Below are 14,392 nucleotides of genomic sequence, written 5' to 3' on the forward strand. Positions count from 1 at the left end.
AACACGCATGGCTACCATCGCGAATACCGCCATCACCCTGGCGGACTGGGCAAAGCGTCAAGACCCAGACAACAAGCAGGCCCGCATCGTGGAGATGTTGGACCAGACCAACGAGATCCTGACCGACATGCTTTGGCTGGAAGGCAACCTGCCAACCGGTCACCGCACCACGGCTCGCACCGGTCTGCCCTCCGGCACCTGGCGTGCACTGAATGGCGGTATCGCCACCGGTAAGTCCACCACCGCACAGATTGATGAAACCTGCGCGATGTTGGAAAACCTCGGCGTCGTGGACGTTGCGCTTGCCGATCTGAACGGCAACACCGCGGCGTTCCGCCTCTCGGAAAACTCGGCCTTCATCGAGGGCATGAACCAGGACATGGCTACCGGCCTGTTCTACAACAACGACTCGCTGGCCCCGGCCCAGTTCCTGGGACTGGCGCCGCGCTACAACGACAGCACCGCAAAGAACGGCCAGAACATCATCAAGATGGGCGGCGCTGGCTCGGACAACACCTCGATCTGGCTGGTTGTGTGGGGTGATCAGTGCGTGCATGGCATCTACCCGAAAGGTTCGAAGGCCGGCATCGAACACAACGACATGGGCATTGAGCTGGTGGACGACGGTACCGGGAAGAAATTCCGCGCCTACCGCGACCACTACAAGTGGGTACCGGGCATCGCGCTTCGCGACTGGCGCTATGCGGTCCGCATTTGCAACATCGATGTTTCCGACCTGCTCGCCGACACCACTGGCGCGACGGTGAAGATCATCGAGGCGATGATCCGTGCCGTTCACCGCATCCCGAACCTGAAGATGGGCCGCGCAGCGTTCTACATGAACCGCACCATCCTGGAATGCCTGGACATCCAGGCGATGAACAAGTCCAACGTCCAACTCAAGATCCAAGAGTACGACGGCGAGTTCATCACCAGCCTGCGCGGCGTGCCTTTCCGCACCGTTGACGCCCTGCTCAACAACGAGGCGCCAGTGGTCTAAGGCCGCTGTCCCTCGCTCATTGGAGACCTGAACATGATCACCGACAAACTCAACACCTTCAGCAATGGCCAGGCGGTCACGGCTTCTGCCGCGTCCACTGATGTCCTGGACCTGGGGCCGCTGACCCACGGCAACACCCGCCGCGACATTGGTGCGGGCGAGCCGATTTACCTGGTGGTTGCCGCACTGACCACCGCCACGGCAGCCGGCGCCGCCACCACCAACATCCAGCTCCAGACCAGTGACGACAACAGCACCTGGGTGACGTTGTTTGATTCCGGCTCGCTGGCCTTGTCCGCCCTCACCGCCGGCGCTCGCCCGGTTCAGGTGGCCGTTCCGCGTGGAGTGCGCCGCTATCTGCGCGTGAACTACGTCATCGGCACCGGTCCACTCACTGCTGGTAGCTTCTTTGCCGGCCTGGTCAAAGACGTACAGGACAACACCAAGTACGCCAGCGGCTTCGCGATCCTGTAAGGGGGTGATCCATGCAAGTTACAGCGAAAGAGCGCGGCTTCTACGGCGCTGGCATCAAGGACCCGGGCGACACCTTCGTGCTGACCGACAAGAAACACTTCAGCGATCAATGGATGGTCAAGGGTACGGAAGCCCCGGCCAAGGATGCGCAGTCCTTCACCGGCTACGTGTCTGCTCGCAGCGCCGCCGGAAAGTTCGTCGTCAAGGATGCAGCCGGCCAGATGATCGGCACCTTCACCGGCACCAAGGCTGAAGCCGATGCAGAGGCCGAGCGCCTGAACCAGGGCGGCGCCATTGCCCCGGCCAAGGATGCGCAGGGCGACGACGGCAACGACCTGCCCGACGCCTGATTCACCTGCAACAAACCTAAGGGCCCTTCGGGGCCCTTTCTAATTTCTGGGGTTCCCGAATGCCAAGCGATATCGAGATCTGCAACGTCGCGCTTTCGCGGGTTGCGCACACTCAGCCGATTGTGTCGTTCACGGAAAAGAGCAAGGCGGCCGAGCTGTGCAGCGTCTTCTACGCCACGTTGCGCGAACTGGTGCTGGCCGACTTCCCGTGGCCGTTCGCTGAATCCATCGTGACCCTGGCCGATGTCGGGAGCCCTGCGCCGGGCTGGCTGTATCGCTACCGCTACCCGGCCGACTGCCTCAAGGTCCGGGAGATCATCATCCCGGGCCAGCGCCGACCACTGTCGAGCGATCAGCAGATTCCGTACAAAATCGGCTACGACTCCGGCGGCCGGGTGATCCACACCGACCAGGAAGAGGCCGGTGTGCGGTTCACGTTCAAGGTTGAGGACTCGACTTTCTTCGACCCCTTGTTTGCCGACGCACTGGCCTGGCGCCTGGGGCAGGACCTGGCCTTGCCGCTCAGCTCCAAGCCTGACTTGCAGCAGTACTGTCAGCAGCAATACGAAATGGCGAAGACGCAGGCCCAGGGGGCGGCCTTCGAAGAATCCCAGGATGATCCTGAGCCTGAGAGCGAATTCGTCACGGTGCGCTCATGACCAGTGCCTTGCAGCCAACCTTCGCCGCCGGCGAGCTGTCGCCATCTGCCAGCGCGCGTACCGACATCGCCCGCTATTACACCGGCCTGAAGCTGTGCCGCAACTTTATGGTGATGCCGTACGGCGGTGTCCGTAATCGGCCTGGCACCAAGTTCGTGTGTGAGGCGGCCGATTCAACGAAGCTGACACGCCTGATCCCGTTCCAGTTCAACGATGAGCAGACCTACATCCTTCAGTTCAGCGACCTGCAGATGCGTGTGATCAAGGATGGCGGCCAGGTGCTGTTTGGTCCTGGGCCATTCGTGGGCCTGCCGTATCAAATCACCATGCCCTATGGTCAGTTCGACCTGAAGCAATTGAACTTCACCCAGTCAGCCGACGTGATGACGTTCGCCCACACGTCATACAAGCCACGGGAACTAAGTCGCCTGGCCCATGACAACTGGACGACTGCCGAGCTGAACCTTGCGCCGCGCATTGCGGCACCAGCCTCGGCCACAGCGGTAGCGGTGGCAGGCACTGGCGTCACCCAGTCGTGGCGCTACCAGGTCACCGCCGTGCTGGATGACGGCAACAGCCTGGATGAGTCCCTGCCGGTCACATCCAACGCCGTGACAATCTTTGCCGATACGGCCGCCGCCACGATCACCTGGCCGGCGGTCACTGGGGCCACGTACTACATCGTCTACAAGGACAATGCCGGCGCTGGGATCTATGGGTTCATTGGCCGCGCCACGGAACTGACCTTCACGGACCGCAACATCACCGCCGTGAAGACTGACACGCCGCCCAATGGCAATGACCCGTTCGTGGGAGCGAACAACTACCCGGGCGCCGTGGGCTACTTCCAGCAGCGCCTGGTCTTCGCCGGCAGCAACCTGAGCCCGCAAACCTTCTGGATGAGCAAGACCGGCCTGTTCAAGAACTTCGGCTACTCGATCCCGAACAAGGACGACGACTCGATCACGTTCACCATTGCCAGCACGGAGGTGAACAAAGTCCGGCACCTGATAGGCCTGCGCAAGCTGCTGGGCCTGACCTCGGGTGGTGAATGGACGTTCACCGGGGGTGATTCTGGACTGACAGCCAAAACGATCCAGGCCAGCCAGGAAGGGTATGACGGTTCCGCTCTGGTCCCACCGGTCGTGGTCGGCACCAGTGCCGTGTACGTCCAGGCCCGGGGTAACCGGGTTTCGTCGTTCGGCTACTCGCTCGACGCCGATGGGTTCGCCGCTGATGATCTGACGCTGTTCAGCGCTCACCTGTTCCGCGGTTACGAGCTGACCAGCGTGGCCTACCAGAAAATCCCAGACTCGATCGTCTGGTACGTGCGCGACGACGGGAAGCTTCTGGGCATGACCTATCTGCCCGAGCAACAGCTTGTGGGCTGGCACTGGCACGACACTGACGGGTTCGTCGAGTCCATCGCCTGCATCCCTGAGGGCCAGGAGGACGCGCTTTACATGGTAGTGCGCCGGACGATCAGTGGCGTCCAGAAGCGCTACGTCGAGCGCATGGCAACGCGTCAGGTGCTGGAGATTGAGGACGCGTTCTTTGTGGATTGCGGCCTGACCTACGACGGGCGCAACACTGACGCTGCCAAGACGATGCGGCTATCTGGCGGCACCACCTGGCAATATCCCGAAGTCGTGACGATGACGGCCTCAGGGCATGCGCCGTTCACCGCCGGGAGTGTTGGCGTCAATTATTCGCTGAAGCTGGACACCACTGATGCGAATGAAGACACCGCGACCGAATCGGTTCGGGTTGAGGTGGTCGGTTACACCAGCTCGACGGTGGTTACCGCCAAGCTGTTGATCGCTTGCCCTGATGCACTGCGCAACGTGGCTGTATCGGGCTGGGCCCGGCAGGCAAGGACCATTTCAGGCTTGGCCCATCTGGAAGGCAAGACCGTTTCCATACTGTCCGACGGCAGTGTTCACCCGCAACGCGTGGTATCTGGCGGCTCCGTCGTGCTGCAAGAAGCCGCGGGCGTGGCGCACATCGGCCTGCCGTACAAGTCCGACATGGAAACCCTCGACCTTGAGCTGAAGAACGGCAACGAGACGGTTCTTGACAAGAAAATCGCCTTCACGTCGCTGACGGTCATGGTCGAGGAATCACGCGGCATCTTCGCCGGCAAGGACAAGAACTCGCTGTACGAGGCCAAAACCGAGCGAGACACCTACGAGCAGGCTCTTGATTCGATCACCGGCCAGGTCGAGATCAACGTTTCGAATGACTGGCAGGGCAAGGGGAGGGTGTTCATTCGCCAGTCCGACCCGCTGCCCCTGTCCGTGCTGGCCGTCATTCCAGAGGTGACCATCGGTGGCCGCTGAAGTCCTGCCGGTATCGGCTGAGGATGTGCCGGCCATCCTGCCCCTGGTGCGCCAGGCAGACATAGACGAAATCACCGAAGCCTTAGGCATCCCCATGGAAGAGGCATTGATTGATGCCGTCACGGACAGCCTCAACGCCAAGAAGATCGTGGTGGATGGCGAGGTGGTCGCGGTGTTCGGCGATGCCACCTACAGCATCCTCGGCTCGGTCGGCGTTCCGTGGCTAATCAGCACCGTGCACGTCGAGCGCCACGCCCGGGCCTTCCTGAAGGTCTGCAAGCCTGAGGTGCAAGGCATGCTCACCCGGCACAGTCACCTCCTGAACTACGTTGACGCCCGCAACACAGCCGCCATCCGCTGGCTGAAGTGGCTGGGCTTCACCTTTGGCCCGGCCATCCCCTACGGCCACAAGGGCTTCCCGTTTCACCCATTCACATTGAACAGAGAGAATTGATTATGTGCTGGATGGCATTGATCCCGGTCGCCATATCCCTGGTCGGCGGAATGATGGGCGCGCAGAACGCCAAGCAGGAAGGCGCGTTCAGCGCCGCAATGCTCAACCGCAACGCCCAGTTGAAGGACCAGACGGCCCAGGAAACGCTGTTCGCGGGCGACACCTCGGCAGACTGGCAGCGCGTGCGTACCGGGCAGGCCATCGGCACGCAGCGCGCCGTGCAGGCCGCCAACGGCATCGACGTGAACAGCGGTAGCGCGGCCCAGCTTCAGGACGACACGTCCATGATTGGCGAGCTGGATGCCCTGACCATCCAGAACAACGCCGCCCGGGAGGCCTACGGCTACCGGATCCAGGCTGACCAGGACCGGATGAACGCCAGGCAGACCCTGACCAACGCCGGCAACAAGGCCACAGGTTCGATCCTGGGCGGCATCGGCGGCGCGTTTGGCTCGTTCGCCGGGGGCATGTCATGAGGGTGCCAACGTTCGACACGGCGCAGATCCAGCAGCAGCCAGGGCGTGCCGTCGAGTTGCGCGGCGTGGCGCCGGATAACTCAGGGATCGAGCAGGGGCTGCGTAGTTTTCAGCGTGGCGCTGAGATTCTGGCCAGCAGGTCGAGAGAACAGGCCGATACTGCGTCAATCATGGATGCCGATCGCAAGCTGACCGAATGGCAGCAGAGCACGATGTTCAACCCTGAGGGCGGCGTCTACACCCGCAAGGGCGCAGCCGCTCTGGACATCACCAATCAAACGTTGAGCCAGTTCGAGGAAACTCAAGCCAAGATCGGGCAGACCCTGACCAGCGAGCAGCAGAGGGCCAGGTATGCGCAAATTGTTGCAGGTCGCCGTACCTCGCTATCCAACGAGCTGAACAAATACGAGTTCACCCAGCGGGAGCAGTATTACGACGATACCGCCGAAGGGCAGCGCAAGAGCGCCATTCAGGGCGCATCGCTGTACGCCGATGACCCGCAGCAGTTGGCCTATTACCAGACCAAAATGAATATCGTTGAGGGGGCTGAGGCGCAGCGCAAAGGGCTTCCTGCTGAACTGGCGGAACAGAAGCGTCTGGAGGCCAACACCAGGTTGAACGCTGCAGTTATCGAACAGCTCGCCGCACGCGATCCGATGAAGGCCCGGGAATATTTCACCAGCAACGCCATCAACATGACCGCTGACGCACAGATCAAGGCAGCGGAAATGCTCAAGCCGCTGATCGACCGCCAGGTCGGCGTCAGCGTTGGTTCCAAGGCAGTCGAGGCCGTGAGCAGTCAGGACAATCGCGTGTTCGCCTCAATCCTGCAGGCTGAAAGCGGTGGCAAGCAGTTCGATCGCAATGGGGAACCAATGACCTCCAGTCGTGGCGCTATCGGCACCGCCCAGATCATGCCGAGTACGGGGCCAGAAGCGGCAAGGCTTGCTGGCGTTGAATGGGATGAAAACCGCTTTCGCAATGATGCCGACTACAACCGGCAACTGGGCCAGGCTTATTTCCAGAAACTGACCAATGACTTCCGGTCGCCCGCGTTAGCGGTGGCAGCCTACAACGCTGGCCCGGGCATGGTGAACGACTGGATCAACGGCACCAATGCCACCGGAAAGAACGAGAGCAAACTCAAGCTGGGCGATCCGCGAACCGGCGAAGTGAGCCAAACCGAGTTTCTCGACCGGATCCCATTCAAGGAAACCCGCGAGTACACCCAAAAGGTGCTGGGCAAGGCATTGCAGGCGCAAGAGCCAAGCTTTGGTGAGGTGGCCCAGGCCATCGACTCGAGAGGCGACCTCACGGCAGATCAGAAAGCGATTGCCTTGAAAGCGGCGAAGGACCGGATCGACTGGCAGGCCGAACAGCGCAAGCAGCAGGACGCCCATAATCTGGAGTCCGCGTGGGATACCGTCTTGCAGGGCAATAGCTGGGATTCAATACCGGCCGCCACCTGGGCCGCGCTGCCCGCCGCGGGTCGCAAGCAGATCATGGAATACAAGCCTGGCCGGCCAACGGACCAGGAAGTCTACTACCGGGCCCGCGACGAGATCGTCAGTGGCAACGAGATGAACCTGCTGGCCATGCGCGGAAAGCTTTCCGACACCGACTTCCAGGAGCTGACCAAGCTTCAGCAGGACCGTCGGGAGAAGGGCGCCGAAGCCACGGCATCCATCGGTAGCAATGACGACATCTTCAAGGAGGCCTTGCGCATCGCTGGAATCGATCCGAGCGCCAAGGCCGGCAAGGCCGACGCCAAGTCTGTAGCGGCCGCTCGACGGTACGTCGATACCCAGATCCGCGCCTTGGAGCAGGACCAGGGCAAGAAGGCAACACCCGACCAGGTGCAGAAGGTCGTGGACCGGGCATTCATTCAGGGTGACGTGTCGGGTTCCGGCTTGATGGGGCTGTTTTCCACCAAGAAACGCACCTTCGAACGCGAGCCTGGCGATCAAGTGATCGTCCGGGACATCAAGCAGATTCCAGCCGACGAGCACCAGCAGATCGTCGAAGCGCTCAAGCGCCATGGCCGCGTGGCAAATGACGCTGAAATCCTGAAACTCTTCAACGAGGCCAATCAATGAGCCGTTACGACGACATTCTTTCCAGTGCCGACGGCCAGGGTGAGCCCAACAAATACGATGCAGTGATCCAGCGGCAGCGCGACCTGCCAAACCCACGTACAGCCTTGAGCTATGTAGCCGACACCAACCCGGACGAGCAGGCCAATATCCAACGTTTGGCTGAGCTGACCGGCCTGGCGCCGGAAATGGTATCGCGCAACCGGCCAGAGGTTGAGCGCAAGGCGAAGCTCGATGCCGTGGACTATGACGCACTGCTGAGCCGTGCTCCGGTTACAAACCAGTTCCTGACCGACCCAAACAATGCCGGTGTGGCCCACGACGACATCGACGCGCTGTCGGATGTTGAGGGCGCCTTCGACAGCTTCGTCAAAGAGTCGGGGCAGCAGCACTCAACCGATACGACTGACGCGCTTTCTCGCGGCATTGGGCAGCTTGGCCTGATCGGCGAGGCCGGTGCAAACCTGCTGGACCGCTCGCTGTCCTCGGTCGGCGGGTTCTTCGTCAACATGCTGGCCCCGCAAAGCGCCCTGGACCGCAATGGGACGGATGAACCGAACTACACCAGCCAGAGCGAGGGCGGCGTTGTAAGCGCTGTCGAGGGCTACATGTCCATGCCGCGTGACCAGCGCATTGCATTCGCCGGCCAGGTGTTCGACCAAGCCCGGGCGGGCGGTGCCGGGTTTGGCAGTGCGGCGGCTGATAGTGGTCAGTATGCATTGCGTAACCCGGGCCTGATTGGCAACGCATTGACTGAGGCATTGCCAAGCCTCGTGGTTGGCGGTGGTCTGGGCGGTATTGCGGCGCAGCCGGCGAAGAGCCTTGCCGTCAGTCGCCTTGCCAGCACCTTCGCCCAGCGCGCCGCCGAGAAGGCTATCGTGGTGGGCGGCGTGAACTTCGGCGCCGGTGTTGCTGGCGGGGCCGGGGAGAACCTGGCGGAAGGCTTCAAGAAAACCGGCGACATTGACCAGTCCTACGCCTACAGCCTCAAGCGCACGCTGGCCGAGGCTTCGGTGAACGCCCTGGGCGGCATGCTGCCCATTCCATTCGCTGGGCGAGGCATTGGTGGCAAGCTTGGAAACATCGCGGTCGAAGGCACCGCCCAGGCCGCTGGTGGTGCTGGTGGCGCAGCAGCAGGCGCCGCGGCCGTGGGCGAAGAGGCCACCGGGGGTGAGCTTTTCCTGAATGCCGCCCTGGGGCTGGCGACGGCGCCGGTTGACGTCGCCATTGCAGGGGCAAGCTCTGGCCGTCGCTACTGGCAGATCGAGCAGGACCTGGCCGCCGTCCAGCGCCTGGGCGACATGGCCGAGAACTCCAAGCTGTTCAAGCGCTCCCCGCCGCGCGCCGAAGCGCTGATTGCTCGACTGAAAGAGCAGGCCGGCGGAAACGTGGAAAACATCCTGGTGCCGGCCGAGCAGTTCCAGCGCTATTTCCAGGAAAACAACCTGGACCCTGAGCAGTTCGCCACCGCAGCCACGGGCAACGCTGACGCACTGGCTGAAGCGCTGACCCTGGGCAGCGATATCTCGATCCCGTTGGAGAAGTGGGCTTCGGTCATCGCGAAGGATGGGCACCACCGGGGGCTGGAGCAGGATATGCGCGCCACCCCTGACGCCATGACCCTGCGCGAACTGGCAGAGTTTCAGCAGCGCGCCCCGGAAGAGCTGGACCGGCTGCGTGACCGGGTCGAGCAGGATGCGATTGCCGCGTCTGATCGCCGGGTATTCGAAGACGTGCGCGGCCAGTTGCTGGGCATTGGCCGCGAGGCACAGACCGCCGACCGGGAAGCATCTCTGTACCAGTCGGCATTCCGTTCCCTGGGCGAGCGCTCCGGCATTGATCCTTATGAGCTGTTCAGCCAGTACCAGCTTCGTGTTGGGCGTGACATCCCGGAGGTGCTGCGCCGTCCGGGCGGCGCCGATCAGTTGGACCTCCTGCTTGACCGTTTGCGCACTGGCGATATCCCGGACGACGCAGCAATCAATGGTCCATCGCTGATCGACTTCATCCGTGAGCGGGGCGGTATCAACGATGAAGGCGGTGAACTGGCCGCCCGGGACGCCGATGTCGGACGTAGAGGCAATAACCGTATAGCCAGGAAGGGCGGGCGCAGCCTTGACGACATGGCCACCCAGGCCGCCGAGGCGGGCTATCTTGGCAATGTCCCGACCGCCACCCCCGACATGCTGCTCGCAGCGCTCGACAAGGAGCTTCGCGGCCAGCGCCAGTCTGCCCCTGGCAACATCAACCAGGAGAAGCTTAACGCTCGCGGGGCCCTGGACGAGCTGCAGCGAGCCATTGACCAGTCAGGCCTGGACCTGAGCGTGCTCGACAACGCAGCGGTGCGCAAGGCGCTGCTGGGCAGTGATGCCGTTCGCTTCGACCAGGAGGAGGGTGGTGCCCGCGGATTCATCCAGTTCGATGCCGGGCGCAAGTTCAACATCAAGCTGACGGACAAGGCCAACCTGTCGACCTTCCTGCATGAAACCGGGCATTTCTACCTTGAGGTCATGGGCGACCTGGCGGCGCGCACTGATGTGCCTGACCAAGTAAAGCAGGACTACCAAACGATCCTCGACTGGTTTGGCGTGAATGATCGTTCCGGCATCAAGGTTGAGCAGCACGAGCAATTTGCCCGCGGCTTCGAGGCGTACCTGCGCGAGGGCAAGGCCCCCAGCGCTGCGTTGCAGTCGGCGTTCTCCCGGTTCAAGGCCTGGCTGACCCAGATCTACCGCGATGCCAGTCGCCTCAACGTCCAGCTCAACGACGAGGTTCGCCGGGTGTTCGACCGGCTGTTGGCCACCGACGATGAGATTGCCGTGGCCCAGGCCCCGTACCGAAATCTGTTCGCCGATGCCAAGGTCGCCGGTATGTCGCCGGCCGAGTTCGACGCGTACCGTGCCGCCGCCGACAAGGCAGGCCAGGCCGCCGAGGAACGCCTGACGGCCGAAGCCCTGCACGAGTTGACTCGCGAGCAACAGAAATGGTGGAAGGAAGCCCGCGTCGTCATGCAGAACGCGGTAACCAAGGAGGTCGATGCCCAGCCCGCATATCGGGTGCAGGATCTGCTGCTCAAAGGGGTTCAAACCGACGGCACCGTGGGTGAGCCAGTAAAGCTTGCCCGGGGACCGCTGGTGGAACGTTATGGGAAGCCGGTGGTGTCGCGCCTGCGCGGCATGACCAGCGATGATGGAATCCATCCTGATCTGGTGGCCGAACAGTTCGGTTACACCTCCGGCGACGAAATGGTCCAAGCCCTGGTTGGCGCGCGCGCGCGCAAGGATCTGATCCAGGCTGAAACTGAGGCCAGGATGCGCGCCGAGTATGGCGATATGCTCAACGACGGGTCGCTGGCTGACCGTGCAATCGAAGCCGTGCACAACGATGACCGCGCCCAGGTGGTTCGTGCTGAGCTGCGCGCAATCGATCGCTTGCGCCGCCAAGTTGAAAAAGTCCAGCGGGCCCAGGATTCGAACTCTCGAGAGTTGCGTAATGACTCCTACAGCGCCATCCCATCGCTGAAGGACATTCGGGCCGTCGCTACCCAGGTGATCGCCGAGAAGACGGTGCGCGATATCCAGCCGCACCTGTACCTGAACGCCGAGCGCAAGGCCAACCGTGACGCCTTCAACTTCGCCAGCAAAAAACGCTGGCAGGAAGCCGCTGAGGCCAAGCAGCGAGAGCTGCTGAACCACTACCTATACCGGGAGGCCACCGCCGCCCGCAAGGAAGAGGAAAAGATCTACACCTTCATGCGCCGATTCGAAAAAGCATCGACTCGCGAGCGAATCGGCAAGGCTGGCGCCAGTTACCTGGAACAGATCGAAGGGCTGCTGGATCAGTACGAGTTCCGCAAAGTCAGCGGATCGCAGGTAGAGCGCCGCCGAAGCCTGGCCCAGTTTGTCAGCGAGCAGGAAGCGGCGGGCAATGTGGTCACCGTGCCCCAGCACCTGATCGAGCAAAGCGCCAAGGTCAACTATCGAGACCTGACCTTTGAAGAACTGAACGGCGTGCGCGATGCCGTGGTGAACATCGAGCACCTTGCCAGGCTGAAGAACAAGCTGCTGAACCGTAAGGACAAGCGCGACTACGAGCAGGCTCGCAGTGACCTGATCGGCGCCCTCAATAAAAACGTGCCTGTCGACGCGCGTAAGGTAGCGACGTCGGAAAGCAGCGAGAGCACCACCGATAAAGCCTACAACGCCCTGTCCGGGCTCGACGCCTCGCTGACCCGCATGGAGAACGTGATCAATCGCCTGGACGGCAAGAACACCAGCGGCCCCTGGCATGAATTGGTGTGGAACCCGCTGGCCGAGGCTCAGGCCAACGAACGCACGCTGTTCAAGAATGGCATTCGCTCCATCGTCGAGCGCTTCGCCGGCATGGACTCCAAGCGCCTGGCTGACCGTTTCTACATCGCCAGTGCCGGGAAGTCGTTCAATCGTCGCGAGATCCTGATGCACGCGCTGAACACCGGCAACGAATCGAATCGTACCAAGCTGCTCAAGGGCAACAAGCTGAACGACGCGGCCCTGGCCGACATGCTGGGCCGCCTGGACAAGCAGGACTGGGACCTGGTGCAGTCGGTGTGGGATTCCTTCGATGCGCTGTGGCCGGACATCGCTGCCATGTACAAGCGCCTGTCTGGCGTGGCGCCACCGCGCATTGAGCCGAAGCCGGTGAATACCGCCTTTGGTGAATACCGTGGCGGGTACTTCCCGATCATGTACGACCGCAAGCGAGCTGGTGCGCCACCGGCTGCCGTGGGCGGCGAACTGTTCAATGAAGGGTTTGAGGGGGCGCTGCCTTCCAACGGCTTCACCAACCAGCGGAACGACAACGCCAGCGGCCCGCTGCTGCTGGACCTGAGCGCCATTCCCCAGCGCCTGGCGCAGCACGTCCACGACCTGACGCACCGGGAAGCCCTGCAGGATGCTCACCGCCTGACCAAGGACCCGCAAATCAGGGCGGTGCTGATCGACAAGCTTGGACCGCGCGGTGCGGATTCTTTCTTGCCGTGGCTCAAGGCGATCGCCAACGACCGCAACCCGCCGGAGACCGGCAACTTTAACCGGTTCCTGGATGCTGCACGGACAAACACGTCGATTGTCGGCCTCGGCCTTTCCAGCACCACCATGCTGGCGCAGATCGGCGGCCTGATCCCCGGGCTGCGGTACGTCAAGCCAAGGCTGCTGGCGCAAAGCCTGCTCGACGGTATCCGCTCGCCGGTCGAGACATACCGGATGATCACCGACGCATCCCCGGCCATGCGCCTGCGCTGGGACACGGAGGATGGCCGGCTGGCTTCCAGCATGGCCGACCTGATCGGCAAGAACGCCTTCTTCCGCAAGCGCGACGACCTGGTGCGGTTCTCGTTCAACCTGCTGGGCTATCTGGACCGCGGCATTTCCGGCGCAATCTGGCTCGCCAGCTACCGCGAAGGACTGGCAGCGGGCAAGGAACCGGCCGCCGCCGCGCTCGATGGCGACAACGCCGTGCGACTTTCGCAGGGCGGTACCGGGGCTATGGATATCGCAGCCATTCAGCGCAAGGACCAGGGTGCGGCCATGCGCCTGCTGACCATGTTCTACACGCCGTTCTCGGCCTACTACAACCAGAACCGCGACCTGGCCTTCGAGGCCAAGCAAGGAACACGCACAGTGGCCAGTGCGGTCGCCTCGATGATCGCGCTGGCGTTCTTCCAGGGCGTGGTGGGCGACCTGCTCACCGGCAAAGGCCCGGACGAAGACGACAACCTGGCCGCCTGGATGGCGAAAAGCACGCTTGGCTTCGGCGTCTCCGGCTTCCCAGTGATACGCGACACCCTGGGTGCAGCACTCAGCGGCCACGCCGGATCGCTATCGCCGGCCTGGCAGGCCATCAATGCTGGCCGACAAGCTGCTGGAGCGATTACCGGCCTGGCAACGGGTGACAAGGAGGCCGGTGCCGCAGTCAAGTCCATGGTCACGGCCGGCGGCTACCTGATGGGCATTCCCACCAAACCGATAACGCGCCAGGGCTCGTACCTGTGGAACGTAGCCGTCGGAGACGAGACCCCAGAAGACGCGCCTGCGTTCATCAAGGCTTTATTGCATGGCGCGCCGAAGCACTAACGATCAAATGCATCAGCAGAAAGCGCCACATAGCGCCATCCAATACCTGGGGTTGATTGGATGGATACCATGATTGATGCGCCTGAAATAACAATTGATAGAGCTGCCGCTACAGCAAATATCCCTAGGTTACTGGTTTTCTTGGACAGTACTTTCACCACCCGGTAGGCAATTACAAATGGAAGCACGACAGATGGAATTACCAAAACGCCGGCCGACCACCACAGGAGGATTGAAGATATAAAGGCTTCGTCACCCCAAGCGATCCAGATCGCCTTGAACAGGAAAAATATCACAAGCGCAATGAAGGACATCCAGGCCAAAAGCGATACGACCTTTGTTGATTCCATTGTTTAGATCCTCCATTCACTAGTACCTAGCGAAGATACACGAACCCCATCAAGCCCGCCGCCGCGCGGGCTTTTTTTCGTCCA

General features: G+C 62.1%; 10 protein-coding genes. 9 read left to right on the forward strand and 1 reads right to left on the reverse strand.

Annotated features, from left to right (window positions below; all coding sequences use genetic code 11):
• The first annotated feature begins 7 nt into the window (after window positions 1–7).
• Genes Q7F16_RS25335 through Q7F16_RS25375 form a run of 9 tightly spaced genes read left to right on the forward strand, consistent with a single transcriptional unit; the run spans window position 8 to window position 13,958 of the window.
• Complete coding sequence (locus Q7F16_RS25335; RefSeq protein WP_409556487.1) at window positions 8–1,000, forward strand: major capsid protein; 993 nt, start codon at window positions 8–10, stop codon at window positions 998–1,000.
• Window positions 1,001–1,033: 33 nt separating this feature from the next.
• On the forward strand, window positions 1,034–1,474 hold the full coding sequence (locus tag Q7F16_RS25340) for a Bbp16 family capsid cement protein (protein WP_409556488.1): 441 nt from the start codon (window positions 1,034–1,036) through the stop codon (window positions 1,472–1,474).
• Window positions 1,475–1,485: 11 nt separating this feature from the next.
• Window positions 1,486–1,824, forward strand: coding sequence for a hypothetical protein (locus Q7F16_RS25345; RefSeq protein ID WP_409556489.1), 339 nt, complete (start codon window positions 1,486–1,488; stop codon window positions 1,822–1,824).
• A 59-nt stretch (window positions 1,825–1,883) separates the two neighbouring features.
• Complete coding sequence (locus Q7F16_RS25350) at window positions 1,884–2,483, forward strand: hypothetical protein (protein ID WP_409556490.1); 600 nt, start codon at window positions 1,884–1,886, stop codon at window positions 2,481–2,483.
• Window positions 2,480–4,822, forward strand: a complete 2,343-nt coding sequence (locus Q7F16_RS25355) for a hypothetical protein (RefSeq protein ID WP_409556491.1) — start codon at window positions 2,480–2,482, stop codon at window positions 4,820–4,822. The genes Q7F16_RS25350 and Q7F16_RS25355 overlap by 4 nt, the downstream gene beginning before the upstream one ends.
• Entirely contained in the window at window positions 4,812–5,276 is a 465-nt protein-coding gene (locus Q7F16_RS25360) for a hypothetical protein (RefSeq protein WP_409556492.1), read from the forward strand. The genes Q7F16_RS25355 and Q7F16_RS25360 overlap by 11 nt, the downstream gene beginning before the upstream one ends.
• Before the next feature lie 11 nt (window positions 5,277–5,287).
• Window positions 5,288–5,752, forward strand: a complete 465-nt coding sequence (locus Q7F16_RS25365) for a hypothetical protein (protein WP_409556493.1) — start codon at window positions 5,288–5,290, stop codon at window positions 5,750–5,752.
• The gene (locus Q7F16_RS25370) at window positions 5,749–7,848 is read left to right on the forward strand and encodes a transglycosylase SLT domain-containing protein (RefSeq protein WP_409556494.1); all 2,100 of its coding nucleotides are present in this window, start codon (window positions 5,749–5,751) and stop codon (window positions 7,846–7,848) included. The genes Q7F16_RS25365 and Q7F16_RS25370 overlap by 4 nt, the downstream gene beginning before the upstream one ends.
• Window positions 7,845–13,958 carry a hypothetical protein gene (locus tag Q7F16_RS25375; RefSeq protein ID WP_409556495.1) on the forward strand — a complete coding sequence of 2,038 codons (6,114 nt, stop codon included), beginning with the start codon at window positions 7,845–7,847 and terminating at the stop codon, window positions 13,956–13,958. Before Q7F16_RS25370 ends, Q7F16_RS25375 begins: the two co-directional genes overlap by 4 nt.
• On the opposite strand, the gene Q7F16_RS25380 is transcribed toward Q7F16_RS25375, so the two are convergent.
• Entirely contained in the window at window positions 13,955–14,308 is a 354-nt protein-coding gene (locus tag Q7F16_RS25380; RefSeq protein WP_409556496.1) for a hypothetical protein, read from the reverse strand. The genes Q7F16_RS25375 and Q7F16_RS25380 overlap by 4 nt on opposite strands.
• Window positions 14,309–14,392: the final 84 nt, after the last annotated feature.

The sequence above is a fragment of the Pseudomonas sp. Lb2C2 genome, from assembly GCF_052112205.1.
Classification (GTDB): Bacteria; Pseudomonadota; Gammaproteobacteria; order Pseudomonadales; family Pseudomonadaceae; genus Aquipseudomonas; species Aquipseudomonas kilonensis.

What these genes read in the sequence shown, in the direction of transcription:
- Q7F16_RS25335 (WP_409556487.1), top strand. Translation starts at nt 8, where the DNA reads ATGGCTACCATCGCGAATACCGCCATCACCCTGGCGGACTGGGCAAAG.
- Q7F16_RS25340 (WP_409556488.1), top strand. Translation starts at nt 1,034, where the DNA reads ATGATCACCGACAAACTCAACACCTTCAGCAATGGCCAGGCGGTCACG.
- Q7F16_RS25345 (WP_409556489.1), top strand. Translation starts at nt 1,486, where the DNA reads ATGCAAGTTACAGCGAAAGAGCGCGGCTTCTACGGCGCTGGCATCAAG.
- Q7F16_RS25350 (WP_409556490.1), top strand. Translation starts at nt 1,884, where the DNA reads ATGCCAAGCGATATCGAGATCTGCAACGTCGCGCTTTCGCGGGTTGCG.
- Q7F16_RS25355 (WP_409556491.1), top strand. Translation starts at nt 2,480, where the DNA reads ATGACCAGTGCCTTGCAGCCAACCTTCGCCGCCGGCGAGCTGTCGCCA.
- Q7F16_RS25365 (WP_409556493.1), top strand. Translation starts at nt 5,288, where the DNA reads ATGGCATTGATCCCGGTCGCCATATCCCTGGTCGGCGGAATGATGGGC.
- Q7F16_RS25370 (WP_409556494.1), top strand. Translation starts at nt 5,749, where the DNA reads ATGAGGGTGCCAACGTTCGACACGGCGCAGATCCAGCAGCAGCCAGGG.
- Q7F16_RS25375 (WP_409556495.1), top strand. Translation starts at nt 7,845, where the DNA reads ATGAGCCGTTACGACGACATTCTTTCCAGTGCCGACGGCCAGGGTGAG.
- Q7F16_RS25380 (WP_409556496.1), bottom strand. Translation starts at nt 14,308, where the DNA reads ATGGAATCAACAAAGGTCGTATCGCTTTTGGCCTGGATGTCCTTCATT.